Genomic DNA, 16011 nt, shown 5'->3' with positions numbered 1-16011 from the left:
CCACGGATCGCGCGGACCGGTCAAGCAAATCGGGCGCGCCCAACCGCGGGGCGGCTCGCCAAAACAGGAGGACCCCCGACGCCGGGGCGCGCGGCAAACTGATCGAGGCCACCGCCCACATCATGCGCGAGGAAGGCTATGCCGCGGCCACGTCCCGGCGGGTCGCCGCCGAGGCCGGCGTCAAGCAGGCCCTGGTCTATTACTACTTTCCGACGATGGACGACCTGTTCGTCGAAGTGCTGCGGGCCGGCGCGGAAACCGCGCTGACGCGCATGCGCGCCCTATTGACGGAGGACGACCCACTGCAAGCGCTGTGGCTGATGAACAGCGATACGGCGGTGACCGCACTCAACGCCGAATTCATGGCATTGGCCAACCACCGCAAGGCAATTGGCGCCGAACTCAAGGCCTACGCCGAGCGTGTTCGCGACATCGAGACGGCGGCGGTAACCATGGTGCTGCGGGCCAACGAAGTCGATCTCGAGGCATATCCGCCGGTAGCGATCTCGATGCTGATCGCGCAGGTGGCGCGCAGCCTGTGCAACGAGAGCGCCGTCGGTGTCACCCAGGGACACGACGAGTTGCGCGCCTTCGTCGAGCGCCAGATGAGCCTGCTGAAGGCGCCCGCCGCCGCGGCCACACCCAGCGGCTAGCACGCGCGAGCGCTGCCGCGAGGACAGCAGAGCCACTTCCGCGTCGCGGGCCGCCAACCGGGCGGCCGGGCACATGTCTGTTGACACTGCGACCGAATGGTGCCAACCTTCCTGATCGATCGACAAATAATGTCGCGAACGTCTAGGTGAGGTGCAGTCATGGGTGGAAGAGTTGAGGGCAAGGTCGCGTTCATCACCGGGGCGGCCCGCGGCCAGGGCCGCAGCCACGCGGTGCGCCTGGCACAGGAAGGCGCCGACATCATCGCCGTCGACGTCTGCACGCCGATCAGCAGCAATAGCGTCATCCCGCCGTCGACACCCGACGACCTGGCCGAGACGGCCGACCTCATCAAGGCCCTCAACCGCCGCATCGTGACCGCCGAAGTCGACGTCCGCGATTACGACGCGCTGAAGGCAGCCGTCGACAGCGGCGTCGAACAGCTCGGCCGGCTGGACATCATCTGCGCCAATGCCGGAATCGGCAACGGCGGCCTGACCCTCGACAAAACCAGCGAAGACGACTGGCGTGACATGATCGACGTCAACCTTTCCGGCGTCTGGAAGACCGTCAAAGCCGGTGTGCCGCATCTGATTTCCCAGGGCCAAGGCGGATCGATCATTCTGACCAGCTCCGTCGGCGGGCTCAAGGCCTACCCGCACACCGGTCACTACATCGCCGCCAAACACGGCGTGGTCGGTCTGATGCGCACCTTCGCCGTCGAACTCGGCGAGCACTTCATCCGGGTGAATTCCGTTCATCCCACCAACGTGAACACGCCCATGTTCATGAACGAGGGGACGATGAAGCTGTTCCGGCCCGACCTGGAAAACCCCGGCCCGGACGACCTCAAGGTCGCCGCGCAGTTCATGCACGTGCTGCCGATCGGGTGGGTCGAACCGGTGGACATCAGCAACGCGGTGCTGTTCCTGGCTTCCGACGAATCGCGTTACATCACAGGTCTTCCGGTCACCGTCGACGCCGGGAGCATGCTCAAGTAGCGGATTTCGCTTACTCGCCGACGCCAGCAGGGCCCCGTGGGCACTGCTGGCTTTGGCGACTGTCAGGGTGGCGCACAACGCCCGCCTGGATCTTGCGAGGGCTGATGAGCCGACCGCGTCGCGGCGACCTCGCGCTCCATCTCGATGATCTTTGGCGATCACCATCTACGGTGGCCAGGGGCGGGATCGAACCGCCGACCTTCCGCTTTTCAGGCGGAGTTCTGGCCTACACCAATGTGTTTCAGCCGGTCAGACCAGAAGCGCAACCGGCATTCGGACGTGTTGGATCAGTCGGTCTGGCTCGTTGGCCCCATGTTGGCCCCATGAGATAACCCAATCTGCGTGGCAAGCCGATCGGGTTACTTGGTCGGTAGAAGCGGACTTGGGCGAAGTCTTAGTGCGATGGTTTTCGCTTACCGAACAGAGCGCGGCGGTCCCGGCGGATCTCATAGAGACGCCAACTGAACTATCGACCGCAACTGAAAGGCTGGATGCAGTCCAATTTGCTTGCGTGTGGTCCGATGGGCACCACCGCGCGCATCCCAATCTAGAGCAGTTTCACCGGCGCTGGCTCAAGCACTAGGCCCCACGGCGTGGTGACGTTGAGGAGCGGTTCGGGCGGCGGGTCGGTGAGCGCGATGGGGTCTCCGGCCAAGCTCGCGGTGCCGCGCCCCTCGAAGAGTGCGACGCAAGCGTTGCCGTCCAGGCGGGACGGGAACCGGACGGCGCCGGCGCCTCGGTCAAAAAGGTCCGCGGCGATCGTCTGCGTGATGGCGCGGCGACTGGTGGTGATCTCGCGCAGATCGAGGTGCTGCAGGTCGTGCTCGAGCAGCAGTTCGACGTGGCGATCCTCGATCTCCTGGCGTGTGGGCACGTCGGTGAGATCGATCAAGGGGCCATCGAGCTTCAGGACTGTGGGAACGAGGGCGTGCTGTATGCGCCACTGCGCAGTGACCGGCTTCTCAGTGAAGTCTTGGGCAGCCTCAGGTCCGTAGCGCTCAACATGGCGGCGCAGCGCGCCGAGGTTCGGCCGGAAGTCGGCTAGCACCTCGCGAAGACACGTTTCCGCCAAGTCAGCACAATAGAGCGTGCGGAACCGGCGGTAGACGTCGTCGAAACGGTGACTGAACTGGTACAGCTCCAGCGGAGTGAAGCCGAGCGGGTCAGCGTAATAGCCGACCCGCCACAGGGTTCGCCCCTGCTCGGGCGCCGCGATCACGACTGGAAGCTGGCGACCTGCCGTGCAGCCCGGACAACCATCGCGAACTCCGCGGTGTCGACCGCCGCACCGAGCACCTCGATCGGCGCGCGATCGTCCAAGCGCGTGTTGGTGCCAAACAGCCACGCCCGCGCCGTCTTGTCGTCGTAAGCATCGACGAGCATCCTGACGACCTTGTAGCCCTCACGTAACCGGCGCTCGGTCGCGCCGTGAGGTTCCGGGCCGCCCTTGCGCGCGTAGCGGCCGATTTGCTTGGCGTCAGCCAAGCCCGCCATCGCCGCCGCGACGCGCTGGCCGACGGCCTCTTGCAGATACGCGGCGATCTCGCGGATCGAAAGCGTCGCTGCCTCATCATCAAGCCGCTGCGCCGCAGAGACGGTCAAGACTGGCATATCGCACCTCCACGTTGATCTACCTGAGACGCTACCACATAAACACCTGAGAACACACCCTGAAGCTACACCTGATAGCCACCAGGCCTGGCCTACGGTTCGCGGTTGGAGCCGTTGAATCAGCATGTTCGCGCAAAAATGCCGCCAACGACGCCGCTCACTGGCCACGATTCGACCTCTAAGGTATGAGCTAACCGGTCACCGTCTCCTCCAGTGCGCACGGTCTCATAGCTGCACGTCAGCGAGGTTCAGCCGTTCCCGCTGTGACGCTCCGTCCCTCTTGTTCGCATCGGTTCCACCGTGTTCTGTGGCCAAATCCGTGGCCATTCCAACAGCCATAAGTGGGCCCATGCGCAACCCGCGGCGCGAGCCGTCGCGGGTGACACGATTACAGATAAGCCGCGAACGTCACCACGAGAAGATCGGCGAGCGCGTCCGAGCCACCTAGGCGTAGAGACTCATCCACCGTGCGATGGTCGGCTCCATGCGCTCGGGCACGAGCGAATCCGCGTCCCGTTGATCCCGCCGTACGTTCCTGTCGGGGTCGCTGAGCAACCAGATGGTTCGCGCCGATGTCTCCATCGCCGAACGGCATAGTTGCATTATGGACGACGCGTAGAGGTTCCTCGTCGTCGTCCGTTGATCTACGAGCAACGCGGCCGCGTACAGGTTCTCCGTGGCGCTCATCATCGGAATCAAACACTCCTCGGTGACCGCTGTCCGTTATAACCGGATCTGGGGCATTCTCAATGAAGGCGAGGTCAACGCACTATCTGAACGATATCGTGATAGCATCGCTCTGTGGCGCAGATTCTCATCCGTCAACTTGAGGACGACACCAAGGCCAAATTGCAGCGACTAGCCCGTCAACACGGTCGCAGCACCGAGGAGGAGGTGCGCGAGATCTTACGGAACGCAGTCCGGCACGTCGATAATCCGCCTGGGCGGCTCGGGTCTCGTATCGCGTCACGCTTCAAAGGCGTGGGCCTGACCGAGGACATACCCGAACTGCGGGGACAGCCCGTCCAGCCGGCACAGTTCAACGAATCATGATCGTGCTGGACACCAATGTGCTCTCCGCGTTGATGCGGGACACACCCGATCCGGCCGTCGTGGAATGGCTCGATAATCAGCCCACCGAATCAATCTGGACGACATCGGTAACAGTATTCGAGATACGCACTGGTATTGAACTTTTGACGCCAAGCCGCCGACGCAAGCGGCTCGACGAGATCTTTTCTCAACTCCTCGACGAAGACCTTGATGGTCGTGTGCAATCCTTCGACCTGACGGCTGCGTTTGCCGCTGGGACCATCGCCGCCACCCAACAACGAGGTGGGCGTGCGGTGGAAATTCGTGATGTGCAGATCGCCGGCATCGCCGCGTCCCGGCACGCAACTGTGGCTACCCGCAATACTCGCCACTTCGACGGAACGGGCGTCGACCTGGTCAACCCCTGGGACTGACGTCGTGCCCCAGATTCATTGAGAATGCCCCAGATCCAGTGATAACGGACAACCGCCGCATCCCCCGCCGGCACTAAGGGATACGCCTCCTTAAAAGCGGCGTCGTCGCCGACAAACGGGCTCCCCGGCTCAGGATGGTGCGGGTGCAGTCCCCACTGCCGCAATTCCGCGCACGCTTGGCACGGTTGCCGATGCGGTCCAGCACGCCGTTCGTCGCCAAATTGACCAGTGCTTCTATCATCTGCTGATCCGGCTGCATAACGAGTCTCCTATTACAACACCAAACACGCCCTGGCTGCGCGGTACGTTCACAATGCACCTGTCCAACGACAAGTCCGGGGTGTTCAAGGGCGCGCCGGCCATTGAGTAACAATTGCGACGTTGCATTTCGTAAGGCGGACGCCCGCGTTGGAGTCTGGGACCTAAGGGGACAATCGGCTTCCCACGCAGCGACTTCCACGTCAGGCAGCGGATTATCGAAGGTGTCGGAAACTGAGAGATTCTGTAGCTGGCCGAATTGACGCGGTGTGTTTGTTGAAGCTTGCATATCGGGCGGCGGTGGCTCGTCCCAAGCCTTCGCCATCAACGTCGGATCGTCGAGGTCTCGGCAAGCGTCGGCTGCTCGGCGGAGCTGTTCCGCTGTCATCCGTTCTGCAGGCTTGTGCCGCGGTGCCTTATCGGACATTGGTGACCCTGAAGATCTCTGATCGTAAGCGGATGGGCGTAGGTTGAACTCTATCTTGGTGGTCAATTCGTCACGGTGCCAGTTCTCCCCAGTTGCGTCCAGCAGAGTGGTGTACGAGCCGGTGATGACCGGCGTGTCGTAGCCGGATGAATGAAGGTCATCGCGTGATTCTTCGAGGGACCGACCAAAGTCACTCGAGCAAAGGAATCAACGCGATGACCATTGCCCACGATATCGACCTGTCTGCCGTGCTGGCCGAACGACTCACCACCACGCACCCTGATGTGCTGCGCGAGTTGTTGGCCGCCTTCATTCACGCCCTGATGGGCGCCGAAGCCGACGCGGTGTGCGGTGCCGGCTACGGCCAGCGCAGCAGCGAGCGCACCAATTCCCGCAACGGGTATCGGCACCGCGAGTTTGACACCCGCGCAGGCACATTGGATCTGGCGATTCCCAAGCTAAGGCAAGGTTCGTACTTCCCGGACTGGCTGCTGGAACGGCGCAAACGCGCCGAGCGGGCCCTGACCACGGTGGTGGCTACCTGCTACCTGCTGGGCGTTTCGACGCGGCGGATGGACAAACTCGTCGAGACTCTGGGCATCACCAGCTTGTCGAAGTCCCAGGTCAGCGTGATGGCCAAAGAGCTCGACGCCGCGGTCGAGGCGTTCCGGACCCGGCCACTGGATGCAGGCCCGTACACGTTCATGGCTGCTGACGCCCTGGTGCTCAAGGTTCGCGAAGCAGGCCGGGTGGTCAACGTGCACGCGCTGATCGCCACCGGGGTCAACGCCGAGGGCTACCGCGAAATCCTGGGCATCGACGTCACCACCGCCGAGGACGGGGCCGGCTGGCTGACCTTCCTGCGGTCGCTGACCGCCCGCGGCCTATCAGGGGTCCGTCTGGTCACTTCCGACGCCCACGCCGGTCTGGTGGCCGCGATCGGCGCCACCCTGCCTGGGGCATCGTGGCAACGGTGTCGCACCCACTACGCCACCAACCTGATGGCCATCACTCCGAAATCATCGTGGCCGTGGGTACGCACACTACTGCATTCGGTCTTCGATCAACCTGACGCCGGTTCCGTTGCAGCCCAATATGACCGCATCATCGACGCACTGGCCGACAAGCTCCCCAAGGTCGCCGACCACCTCGAAGACACCCGCGCCGACCTGCTCGCCTTCACCGCCTTCCCCAAACAAATTTGGCGGCAGATCTGGTCCAACAACCCACTATCCGTTAACCGGCTCTCCGGGGACACGGTTCGGGCTGCAGCGTGAGGTTCACGCACAAGCGCTGAGCACGGATGGATGCTGTCTGCATCTCGGTGGGGGAAGGCGGAGCGGCGATGCGGGTACTCAAGAGCGACAGCGGATATGTCCTGGAGGGCGACTGGGACGGGCAGGACGCGGTGAACGCGTTTCTCAACCATTTGGCGGGACGGGGGTTCAGCGCGGCCACGGTGCGGGCCTACGCATTCGACGTCGCCAATTTGAGCCGGTTCCTCGTCCAGCAAGCGGTCGGGCTCGCCGCGGTCGATGCGCCGTTGGTGTTCGACTGGATCGACTGGCAAGGCGTCCGCCGAACGGACCAGCCCACCGGCGGTCACCGCTCGTCGACCCCGCCGGCAGCTTCGACGGTGAACCGCCGGGTCGCGGCAGTGCGCGCGTTATTCGAGTATCTGGTGATGACCGGTGTCTGCACCGACAATCCGGTGCCGTCGCCGCGGCGGGGACAGGGGCTGCGCCAGTCGCAGCGGGGGTTGCTCGGTCATCTGGGTCCCGGGCGTGCACGCAGTGGCGGTAGGTTGGTGCGTCAGCCGCAGCGTCTTCCGGAATCGTTGTCCACCAACGATGTCGACGCGTTCCTGGCGACACTGGCAACGCACCGGGACCGGGCGATGGTGCTGGTGATGCTACTCGGAGGGCTGCGTTCGGCCGAGGCGCGTGGCCTGCTGCTCGCCGACGTCGATATGGGCCGGCGCCGGCTTCGGGTGATCGGCAAGGGCGGCAAGGAACGTCATGTCCCGGTCGATGCGGCGTTCTTCACCGAGCTCGCCGCCTACCTGCGATGGGAGCGGCCGCCGGGGTTGGCGACGCCGCAGTGCTTCGTAGTGCTGCGCGGCCCGACGACCGGTGCACCGGTCAGCGAGGCCGGGCTGCGCAGCCTGTTCCGTCGGCACCGGGAGACCTCTGGCGCCACAAGAGTCCGCCCGCACCGTTTACGGCATACCTACGGCACCGAATTGTCGGCGGCCGGAATCGATCTGCTGGCGTTGCGGGCGTTGATGGGGCATGTCTCGCCGGAGACCACGGCCCGCTACGTGCATTTGTCGATCGAGCAGCTCGCCGCCGAATACGGTGCTGCTCGTGCGACGTTGGCCGGAGCCCGGCAGTGACCACGGTGTTGGTCGGCCAACCCGTAGGCGCCGACGAGGTGGTGGCGGATTATCTCGACCACGTCGCCACCCTGGGTTTGAGCGGGCGGGCGGTACGCGACCGGATTCGGATCGCTCGCGACTTCACCGCACGCCACCGCGACCTGCACGCCTGGATGACGCTGCCGGCAGCCGAGCGGATCGCCGAGATACGGGACACCGGGGCGTGGCCGCTGATCTGTCACACGATCGGCACCGGCCGGTTACGGCTGGACGTCGAGCTGGCCGCGGTCAAACAGTTGACCGGGCTGGGCCGCGCAGTGGAGGACCGGGATCCGAGCGGATTCGCCGCGTTGCGGAATGCGGGAATTCGGTTGGGCTGGAGGAGTTCCTGGGTCGAGACGGTCCTCGGCGAATGTCTGGCGGTAGTGCTGGCACACCACGGCGGAATGGTCGCCGACCTGACCGGCGACGCGCTCGACGACTTCGACGCCGCGCTGTCACGTACCGTGGTGCCGCCATCGTCGCGGCGGGCATACAGGGGGCGGCTGGCCAGCCTGCGGCAGCTGTTGTTCGAGACCGCGGTCATCGACACCGCGCCGAAACGCCGGCGGTGGGCCCGTAGCCTCGAGCAGCGCTTCACCGAGGTGGAGATGCCCGACCCGATCCGTCAGACGTTGCTGCGCTACATCGGCGTGCGCGCGGCGGTGCTGCGGCCCAAATCGGTCGAGTCGCTGATCAACGACCTGCTGCCCTTCGCCGAATACCTCACCGCTCACCATCCCGACGTCATCAGCCTGCGTGAACTCGACCGGAGCTGCATCGAGGGCTACCTGAAATGGAATCGCACCCGGGGCTGGCGTGGTCAGCGCGCCGCCGCGGGCGCCGGGCGCACCGTCTCGGCCGCGGTGGCCCAGTCGGCAGTGCTCAGTCTGCGCAACCTGCTCGACGACATCACCGCCTGGGGCTGGGCGCAGGCCCCACCACGGCGGTTGGTATTCGCCGCCGACGTCCCCAAACTCGACCAGCCGTTGCCACGCGCGCTAGCACCCGATGTGGACGCGGCAGTGATGAACGCCGTTGCCCACCTGCAGGATCCGTTCGCCCGCATCGGCCTGACCGTGCTGCGTGGTGCCGGCCTGCGGGCGGGGGAACTGCTCGACCTCGAACTGGGCAGCATCATCGACTACGGACCGGCCGGAACCTGGCTGAAGGTGCCACTGGGCAAGCTCGCCACCGAACGCATGGTCCCGCTCTCCGCCGCGACCCTCGCCGCGCTCGACGAGTGGGTCGCCCTCCGCGGCACGCACCGGCCGCTGCCGCACCCACGCACCGGCGTGCTCACCGACTTTCTGTTCACCCGGCACGGACGCCGCCTGGGCTACACCCGGCTGCGCAACGGGCTGCTCACCGCCGCTGAATCCGCCGGGTTGCACCGTCCCGACGGCGGCGTCCTGATGGTCACTCCACATCAGTTGCGCCACACCTGGGCCACCGAACTCGCCAACGCCGGGATGAGTCTGCAGGCCTTGATGTCCTTACTCGGGCACGTCACTCCACAAATGACGATCCGCTACGCCACCCTGGCCTCGCCCACCCTGCGCGCGGCCTACGACGAAGCGATGGGCAAGATGCGCCGCCAGTTCACCCTCACCCCGGTCGGCAAACCGATCCTGCCCGACAAGGTCGGCTGGCTGCACAGTGAAATGCTGAAAACCCGCGTTGCACACGGATACTGCGCTCGCCACGAATCCGCGGGCGCGTGCCCTTATGCCAACATCTGCGAAACCTGCGACAACTACGTCACCGCCCCCGAATTCCGCGACACGCTCACCGACCAACTCGCCGACGTCCAGGCCCTCAGAACCGACGCCGAGTGCCGCGGCTGGACCGACGAAGCCGCCCGCCACGACCGCGTCGCCCACGCCCTTACCGACCACCTCCAGCGCCTCGATCGATGAACATCCCACCCCGACGGGTTGACCCGCCCCCGAGGGCCGGATAAAAGAACGACTCAACAAGGAAATCCGCCGGCGCACCGACGTCGTCGGAATCTTCCCCGACCGCAACGCCCTAATCCGCCTCGTCGGCGCGGTGCTGGCCGAACAACACGACGAATGGGCCGAATCCCGCCGCTACCTCGGCCTCGACGTCCTCAGCAAATCCCGCGCCGACCACACGCCATCAACAGAACAGGAGGACACCCCGGCGGCACTGACCGCCTAAACCACCAAGTCGAAGAATCACACGACGACGTCGTACACCACGTCCCTGGACTTGACCTTCTCCCCTGCCGCGTAACACTCGGAAAGATGGCAAACGACATGTGCCACAGTCGGGAGCAGGCGGAGCAGGTCAAGGCTAGGTTGGCCGAGTGGCTGGCGCCACCAATGGTCGGGACGACGGCACTGACTGAGCGGCACCGCCCGCAGACCGCCGGCATCAAGCGAATGGCTCGGCCGTATAACCACGCGCTGACCGTCGCATATCTCTGCCCCACCTGTGAGAATTGAGCTGACAAGGCAGCTAGAGACGGATAGGTCCCTTTGTGAGCACCGATGGCCGCGAGCCTGACGACGAGGCCGGCGCGGAGTTCCTGAACGGCTTCGTCGATAGGTTGATTCTCGGGGGCGGGCGTGTGGACATGGGCCGCCGGCGCTCCGAACCAGTTGCGCCACCATAGCATGTAGTACAACTATGTAGTACATTATTGGTATGAGTGAAGTACCTCTCCGAATGCTCAACCAAGAGACGGCAAAGGTCTTGGCCCGCGTCAAGCGTGGCGAAGAGATCACGCTTACTGAGCGCGGGGAAGTCATCGCCCGAATAATCCCCGCTACCGCCGGCCCACTGGATGCGTTGATCACTGCCGGCAGAGTGCAACCGGCGACGCTGGCCGGCCCAGCCCCGCGGCCGACCGTTCCGATGCACGACAATCTCGACGCCGGCGCGCTATTGCAACGTCTGCGCGCCGAGGAAAGGTATTAGCCGGTGATCTACCTGGATACCTCGGCTCTGGTCAAGCTGATCCGGATCGAAGTCGAATCTGATGCTCTAGCTGACTGGCTCGATGAACGCACCGAAACACGTTGGATAACATCTGCCTTGGCTGAAGTGGAGCTCCCCAGAGCCATCCGCGCAGTCGCCCCAAATGGCTTATCTGCTGTCCCCTCTGTGCTGGCCAGACTGGATCGGTTCGAAATCGACCAGGTCATCCGCGCCACCGCGGCCGCCTACCCCGATCCGGCGCTGCGCTCGCTCGATGCGATACACCTGGCCACCGCTCAAATCGCCGCATCCACAGCACCATTGACCGCCATGGTCGCCTATGACAGTCGACTCAGCGACGCCGCCCGTGCCCTCGGGATAACGATTGTCACACCTGGAAGAAACTCATGAACGGCTCAGGAGGAGAACACATGTCAGCACGTTTCTATGATGAGACCGTTTTTCAAGCGTGGCAGCGCGGTGTAGAGATCGCCGGTCCCCGATGGTTCGCCGACGGCCAGACTTCCCCGGACAGCGCGACCAGCAAGTGGGATCTCTCGCCGAGGGTCGACGAGATCCGATCAGCTATCGGATGGCTGTCCTCGGGCGAAGCGATGTTCCTTGCGGCGATGGTGAGCTTTTACAACTCTGAGCCCGGCGGCGAACTCTTGCGATCACTTGGCGCAAATGGCCTCAGCGACATTGCTGCCAGCCTCGACGAATCACGCCGACAAGTCATCGCCGACCTGCCCCTTGCCTACGCCGGCTGGTGAAAACCTCGCCGGCCGTCACTCCCACGGCTTCCCGCTACAACCCGCCGCAAAGGACAACCCATGGCTGACCTGCCAACTCGTCCCGAACTATTCGAGAACGCCCGCGCCTGCATCGACGAAGTGAGATCAGCGCTCAGCGCGGCGCGCGACTGGCTGCGCTCGGACTGGCAGCTCCTGGGCACACCACTGACTAAGGAGGCCGGCCAAGCTCGGGTGGCCATTTTGGAATCGATCGGCGAGGCCAAGGACCTCATCGACGCGATGAAGCGCACTGCAGCCTCGATGAAGCGGCGCAGCACGGCGTTGCGAGCGCGCGGCAGAAACGCCAGGCGACCGCGCTGTCTGGTGCGCCGCGCAGCGCGATGAACCGCCCGCCTTGCCCGCCGCGACCCGTTGCCGACCTGGTGGCCGGATGTGAACGGGCGCTGGCTCGAAGATGGTGGAAGATGGTGACCGCAAGACATCGTGCGTTGCGTGGTGGACCGCCCGTCACGCCTCAATCACGAACTTTGCGACTGGGCGCGCGCACCAACACTTCATGCTCGGCATCATGGGTGGCCGCTTCAGGCGCCAGGCGTGTTCGGCAGCCGACCGTCATACCCGCCGACGAGCGGTCGCCCGGCCACGATGTGCGCGACTCGGGCGACCGGTCCCAATCACCAAGCAAACGTCCTCTCCCGAGGCTTCGGGGTGCGTCATCCGCTTGCCCCGCATGTCGACATCCGTTGCTGCGCGGCTAGCGGCCACGCCAGTCAAATGTCGATTCCCGCTGCGGTGCCTACCTCAAAATCCCGGCAATCCCGGCAGGGTGAAACCACCGCCCGCGCCGGTGGAAGCGCCGCTCCCAGCGCCGCCCGGACCGGTCAAACCGCCCGACGTGCCAGTACCGAAGCCGCCGCCATTGTCGTTGAAAGCACCGGACCCGCCGGTCGACGCCCTGCCCCCACCGATCGGGGTGGACACTCCACCAGACCCGCCGCCCCCAACTGTGATCCCTGGGTCTGGCTCATCCGCCCAGGCAGCGCCCGCGCTGGCTATCGGGATGAGCCCGGCGGCCAAAGCTGCACCTGCGGCCATGCCGAGCTTGATCGTGATACCGCGGCGTCGTGTCTTGCAAGTCATGTTCCCCTCCGAATTCATGGATCATTAGATGATCGCGTTATGATCGGCGCACTTGTCGTGCGTTGCACAGTCACTTAGGTGGTAATGGGGCTCACCTCCATTCCCACAACTGGATTCCCACAACTGGTGATAGCAATGCCACCAGCTGTATGAACTTTGGCTATGCAATGCAGCTTAGCTACTACAGAAAGTGAGCGTCAAGCCAATTGGGCTACCTTGTTTGCAAAGTGATTCATATTCATAAATTCAGTGTTTCAGTAGACACTGACTTCCACACCTACAATCGTATATTGCAGCAGTTCAACAACCATGTACTGGTGTACTGACATGCGCCAATTCGCGTCTGCGTACTTACTGATATCGAGCACAACGTGAATCATTCAGGCCAGAGTCTGACTTGATTACGATTATCAGAGTTTCAAGGTGCCAGCAAACTAGACTTACTCGGTTGGTGCCCGATATCTGCAGAAACCTTTCTTCCTAGAATTCAGTATCGCTGTTGGCCAAAAATCGCTCCCTGCGTAGTCCGATCAGCAGTCACACCTCGCCGCGTGCACCTAGACCGTCCCCAACACAGGGCCTCAGCAGACGCCCGCCGGCAACTCATCGCCGACGACGCGCGAGGGGTGCCGCGCCTCACCTTGGGCCCAAGTGCAGGACCCCTCATTGATCCGCGTACTGATATGCAGATCTACTGAAACGCACCCGAAGAGGGGATCGCCGCAATGAGCACCGGCCGCAGCCGCATCGAATCGAGCGCCGCACCGTCCCACAGAAACACCGCGGCTGCCACCCCGCCCTCACCTACAGGCACCGGGCCGACCGAACGCCTCATGACCATCCGGTAGACAGGCGACCAACGAACACGCCGAACCGTCGACCTATCACTTGGCACACACCCGGGTCTTGACATCTGGCAGCGAGATGCCGCCGACCGCCTCGGACTCGCAGGATGCAGGCGGAAATAACCGGATTCTTCTCTGGACAAGCTCGACGCAATCCACGCCGTCCTGCATCGCTTCCCCGTGTACAAGCCGATCATCGCCGCGGTCAACGGCACTTGCGTGGCGGGCGGATTCGAGATGTTGAGCTCCACCGACATCCGAGTGGCCGTGCCCGACGCACGATTCGCGGTGATGGAGCCGAAGCGCGGTCTTTTCGCAGTGTCTTGCCCGTGAGGACACTCGCGGCGGCAAGGGCACCGCCGATCGTGACGTAATGACTTAGGGCCGGTCCACGCGGCAGAGGTGTGAGGTGTTGACGACGGGGTGGGTTCTACTCAACGTCGCAACACCGACGGATCACTCGAGACTAACAGGGCAGCGAATAGATCGGCGGGGCAACGGTCTTGGAGGACTATGCGGGGGCGATGGTTGAGTTCGTGTTCGACGGCCAACAACTGCTCCGGCGGGTGGCTGATGAGGGTGACGCCCTTCGGGAAGTAGTCGCGCAGCAGTCCGTTGGTGTTCTCGTTCGTGCCGCGTTGCCAGGGTGATCTGGAGTCGCAGAAGTAGACGGGCGCGCCGAGCTTGTCGGTGGTGGCAAGGTGGCGCGCCATCTCGGTGCCCTGGTCCCAGGTGATCGACCGCATCAGCGTGGGTGGCAGATCCTTCATGCGGGCCACCAAGGCCGCGTGCAGGGAGTCGGCGTCACTGCGAGGCAGATGCACCAACCGCAGCATCCGGGTCTGGCGTTCGACCAGAGTGCCGATCGCCGAGAGGTGGTTATTACCGATGATAAGGTCGCCTTCCCAGTGGCCGGCTTCAGACCGGTCGACAGCCGAGAAGGACCGGTCGTGGATGGTGAGCATCGGCTGCTGGAACCGCGGCCGCCGGCAACTCTGGCGGTGATGCGCTCGGCGGTGATCTCGACCGGTGCGCAGCGGTGAGCGTCGGTGCGGCGCTAATCGCGAGGGCCGCATGAAACGTGAATTCGGTTGATAGACAGCTTGATAGATGCTTTCGTGGCATAACCACATCGATGAATCATCGGGGAAGCGGTGGCGGAGGTGACGGCTGATCTGTTGGGGGCTCCAACGCTGAAGAAGCAGCTCGGCGACCGCGTTACCGAGCTGGTCGTTGGTGTCGACCCGACGGCGGTGGTGACGTGCTCGTCGCGCGGTGGCTCGCCGGTGGGCATCGAAGGGCTGATATCCGCGGCCGGCTGGTGCGTTGCGCCGTAGCTCCCTCGAAATCGTCGACGGCGCTCGACCGAGTCGGGTGGCGATCGTCCGCACCCTCAGCCCTGAGTGATGCAGATCGGCGATCTCGATGCGCTCGTCCTGGGACAGGTATCGCGTGCTGATCTGGCGGACCGCTAGTCGATCTAGCGGCGGGACGAACCCGACCGCGACGCCGTTGCGGTAGGTCTTGTAACCGCGTGTCCAGTTCGTCGCAGCGGACCGGGACACACCGACTTCGCGGGCCGCGGCCCGCACGCTCCACCCGCGAGCCCGCAACTCCATGAACCGCTGACGCTTGGCCGACTGCGGACGACGTCCCGGCCCCTTCTTCACCCGACGCGACGATGCCAACACAACCTCCAGAATCTAGAGAAGTGTTGCGACCGCACCTAGAAACCACCGCGTCGACACGGGGTCAGTTTTCAGACGACGCCGACAACTGTGGCGTTTGCCCTGGGCTCGTTTCCGGTCGTAGAAGGCACGCGATGCTGGACTGGTGCGGAGACTGTTGTGGGCAGCCATGTAGCAGGCTCGGAGTAAGCGCCGGTCATACCTGCGTGGACGTTTCAGGTTGCCCGTGACGCGCCCGGAATCGTGTGGCACTGGTGAAAGACCAGCGATGCCCGCAAGCCTATCCACGGTCTCGTAGTTAGCTAGATCGCCGTTAATCGCGGCCACGAATTCCGCCTCCTAGCAACGGGCCGAATCCGGGCATCGCTGATTTGACTCATGGTGCCGCCCACCCGGATCCAGTCATCGTCATTCATGCGCCCCGAACGCATATCCGCAAGTTTGACCCTCGCTTCGGCCGCCAGCAGCCGCATCACAATTTCGGACTTACTCATTTCCAACGAGAAGATGACACTGGCCATCCGATGTCTGAGCGAACACGATCGCATGAAATCCAGTGCTAGAACGGACTTTTCCAACGCCCGGACGAGCCGCAACGGTAACCATGGTTCCTGGCTGAAGCCCGCAGGTGATCTCATCGAGATCAGCGAATCCGGTCGGCACGCCCCGCGCCAGACCGCCATTGGTAGCGATCGTGTCCAACTCGTCGAGTGTCGGAGTCAGCAAGTCCTCTAACGCGACAGTGTCCTCGCTAGGTCGTGTCCCTGCCGCGGTGTAAAAGAATCCGGACGTAGGTTCCCTCGAAGA

General features: G+C 63.9%; 16 protein-coding genes, 1 tRNA gene and 4 pseudogenes. 13 read left to right on the top strand and 8 right to left on the bottom strand.

From position 1 onward, the window contains the following. Positions 1-98: 98 nt before the first annotated feature. A complete protein-coding gene (locus AC0KTM_RS01750; protein WP_472417336.1) occupies positions 99-653 on the top strand; it encodes a TetR/AcrR family transcriptional regulator in 555 nt (184 codons plus the stop codon). 159 nt (positions 654-812) lie between these two features. Further along, on the top strand, positions 813-1652 hold the full coding sequence (locus AC0KTM_RS01745; protein WP_225329039.1) for a mycofactocin-coupled SDR family oxidoreductase: 840 nt from the start codon (positions 813-815) through the stop codon (positions 1650-1652). Positions 1653-1823: 171 nt separating this feature from the next. Here the strand turns inward: AC0KTM_RS01745 and AC0KTM_RS01740 are convergent. From AC0KTM_RS01740 to AC0KTM_RS01730, 3 genes are all read right to left on the bottom strand, one after another. Further along, a tRNA-OTHER gene (locus AC0KTM_RS01740) sits at positions 1824-1882 on the bottom strand. 317 nt (positions 1883-2199) lie between these two features. Beyond that, a complete protein-coding gene (locus tag AC0KTM_RS01735; protein WP_007168496.1) occupies positions 2200-2871 on the bottom strand; it encodes an RES family NAD+ phosphorylase in 672 nt (223 codons plus the stop codon). After that, on the bottom strand, positions 2868-3263 hold the full coding sequence (locus AC0KTM_RS01730; protein ID WP_007168495.1) for a hypothetical protein: 396 nt from the start codon (positions 3261-3263) through the stop codon (positions 2868-2870). The genes AC0KTM_RS01735 and AC0KTM_RS01730 overlap by 4 nt, the downstream gene beginning before the upstream one ends. A gap of 801 nt (positions 3264-4064) precedes the next feature. Here AC0KTM_RS01730 and AC0KTM_RS01725 point away from each other — a divergent pair. Together AC0KTM_RS01725 and AC0KTM_RS01720 are read left to right on the top strand one after the other, a co-directional pair. Then, the gene (locus AC0KTM_RS01725; protein ID WP_007168493.1) at positions 4065-4316 is read left to right on the top strand and encodes a FitA-like ribbon-helix-helix domain-containing protein; all 252 of its coding nucleotides are present in this window, start codon (positions 4065-4067) and stop codon (positions 4314-4316) included. Beyond that, positions 4313-4729: a type II toxin-antitoxin system VapC family toxin gene (locus AC0KTM_RS01720; protein ID WP_007168492.1), complete on the top strand. Its 417-nt coding sequence runs from the start codon at positions 4313-4315 to the stop codon at positions 4727-4729. Before AC0KTM_RS01725 ends, AC0KTM_RS01720 begins: the two co-directional genes overlap by 4 nt. Positions 4730-4802: 73 nt before the next feature. Here AC0KTM_RS01720 and AC0KTM_RS01715 read toward each other — a convergent pair whose 3' ends face one another. Further along, positions 4803-4988 (bottom strand): hypothetical protein, encoded by a 186-nt coding sequence (locus tag AC0KTM_RS01715; protein WP_132160383.1) that lies wholly within the window; start codon positions 4986-4988, stop codon positions 4803-4805. A gap of 641 nt (positions 4989-5629) precedes the next feature. Here AC0KTM_RS01715 and AC0KTM_RS01710 point away from each other — a divergent pair. From AC0KTM_RS01710 to AC0KTM_RS01675, 8 genes and pseudogenes are all read left to right on the top strand, one after another. Beyond that, a pseudogene (locus tag AC0KTM_RS01710) lies at positions 5630-6643 on the top strand (IS256 family transposase); the annotation flags it as partial. A 116-nt stretch (positions 6644-6759) separates the two neighbouring features. Continuing rightward, positions 6760-7809: a tyrosine-type recombinase/integrase gene (locus tag AC0KTM_RS01705; RefSeq protein ID WP_007172498.1), complete on the top strand. Its 1050-nt coding sequence runs from the start codon at positions 6760-6762 to the stop codon at positions 7807-7809. Beyond that, positions 7806-9749, top strand: a complete 1944-nt coding sequence (locus AC0KTM_RS01700; RefSeq protein ID WP_007172497.1) for a tyrosine-type recombinase/integrase — start codon at positions 7806-7808, stop codon at positions 9747-9749. The genes AC0KTM_RS01705 and AC0KTM_RS01700 overlap by 4 nt, the downstream gene beginning before the upstream one ends. Positions 9750-9795: 46 nt before the next feature. Beyond that, a pseudogene (locus AC0KTM_RS01695) lies at positions 9796-10014 on the top strand (transposase); the annotation flags it as partial. Positions 10015-10503: 489 nt separating this feature from the next. Beyond that, positions 10504-10776: a type II toxin-antitoxin system Phd/YefM family antitoxin gene (locus AC0KTM_RS01690; RefSeq protein ID WP_033711258.1), complete on the top strand. Its 273-nt coding sequence runs from the start codon at positions 10504-10506 to the stop codon at positions 10774-10776. 3 nt (positions 10777-10779) lie between these two features. After that, positions 10780-11187, top strand: coding sequence for a type II toxin-antitoxin system VapC family toxin (locus AC0KTM_RS01685; protein WP_007168487.1), 408 nt, complete (start codon positions 10780-10782; stop codon positions 11185-11187). 20 nt (positions 11188-11207) lie between these two features. Next, positions 11208-11549, top strand: coding sequence for a hypothetical protein (locus AC0KTM_RS01680; RefSeq protein ID WP_007168486.1), 342 nt, complete (start codon positions 11208-11210; stop codon positions 11547-11549). A 60-nt stretch (positions 11550-11609) separates the two neighbouring features. After that, positions 11610-11915 carry a hypothetical protein gene (locus tag AC0KTM_RS01675; protein ID WP_007168485.1) on the top strand — a complete coding sequence of 102 codons (306 nt, stop codon included), beginning with the start codon at positions 11610-11612 and terminating at the stop codon, positions 11913-11915. Between the two features lie 1447 nt (positions 11916-13362). Here the strand turns inward: AC0KTM_RS01675 and AC0KTM_RS01670 are convergent. After that, a complete protein-coding gene (locus AC0KTM_RS01670; protein ID WP_255250777.1) occupies positions 13363-13485 on the bottom strand; it encodes a hypothetical protein in 123 nt (40 codons plus the stop codon). A 211-nt stretch (positions 13486-13696) separates the two neighbouring features. Here AC0KTM_RS01670 and AC0KTM_RS01665 point away from each other — a divergent pair, with 211 nt between their 5' ends. Continuing rightward, on the top strand, positions 13697-13849 hold the full coding sequence (locus AC0KTM_RS01665) for an enoyl-CoA hydratase-related protein (RefSeq protein ID WP_007168480.1): 153 nt from the start codon (positions 13697-13699) through the stop codon (positions 13847-13849). 101 nt (positions 13850-13950) lie between these two features. Here AC0KTM_RS01665 and AC0KTM_RS01660 read toward each other — a convergent pair whose 3' ends face one another. The 3 genes and pseudogenes from AC0KTM_RS01660 to AC0KTM_RS01650 all read right to left on the bottom strand — a co-directional run. Further along, entirely contained in the window at positions 13951-15204 is a 1254-nt protein-coding gene (locus AC0KTM_RS01660; RefSeq protein WP_420492649.1) for an IS30 family transposase, read from the bottom strand. 72 nt (positions 15205-15276) lie between these two features. Next, positions 15277-15571: pseudogene (locus tag AC0KTM_RS01655) on the bottom strand (transposase); the annotation flags it as partial. Next, positions 15564-15966 (bottom strand): annotated as a pseudogene (locus AC0KTM_RS01650) (DnaB-like helicase C-terminal domain-containing protein); the annotation flags it as partial. The pseudogenes AC0KTM_RS01655 and AC0KTM_RS01650, both read right to left, overlap by 8 nt. Between the last annotated feature and the right edge of the window lie 45 nt (positions 15967-16011).

This window comes from Mycobacterium sp. NTMscope_Eco_3, from assembly GCF_976985685.1.
This window is presented reverse-complemented; position numbering and strand designations above follow the sequence as displayed.

Excerpts from the sequence above, each read along its gene's own strand:
- AC0KTM_RS01730 (WP_007168495.1), bottom strand. The coding sequence starts at position 3,263 with ATGCCAGTCTTGACCGTCTCTGCGGCGCAGCGGCTTGATGATGAGGCA.
- AC0KTM_RS01720 (WP_007168492.1), top strand. The coding sequence starts at position 4,313 with ATGATCGTGCTGGACACCAATGTGCTCTCCGCGTTGATGCGGGACACA.
- AC0KTM_RS01715 (WP_132160383.1), bottom strand. The coding sequence starts at position 4,988 with ATGCAGCCGGATCAGCAGATGATAGAAGCACTGGTCAATTTGGCGACG.
- AC0KTM_RS01675 (WP_007168485.1), top strand. The coding sequence starts at position 11,610 with ATGGCTGACCTGCCAACTCGTCCCGAACTATTCGAGAACGCCCGCGCC.
- AC0KTM_RS01690 (WP_033711258.1), top strand. The coding sequence starts at position 10,504 with ATGAGTGAAGTACCTCTCCGAATGCTCAACCAAGAGACGGCAAAGGTC.
- AC0KTM_RS01745 (WP_225329039.1), top strand. The coding sequence starts at position 813 with ATGGGTGGAAGAGTTGAGGGCAAGGTCGCGTTCATCACCGGGGCGGCC.
- AC0KTM_RS01705 (WP_007172498.1), top strand. The coding sequence starts at position 6,760 with ATGCGGGTACTCAAGAGCGACAGCGGATATGTCCTGGAGGGCGACTGG.
- AC0KTM_RS01680 (WP_007168486.1), top strand. The coding sequence starts at position 11,208 with ATGTCAGCACGTTTCTATGATGAGACCGTTTTTCAAGCGTGGCAGCGC.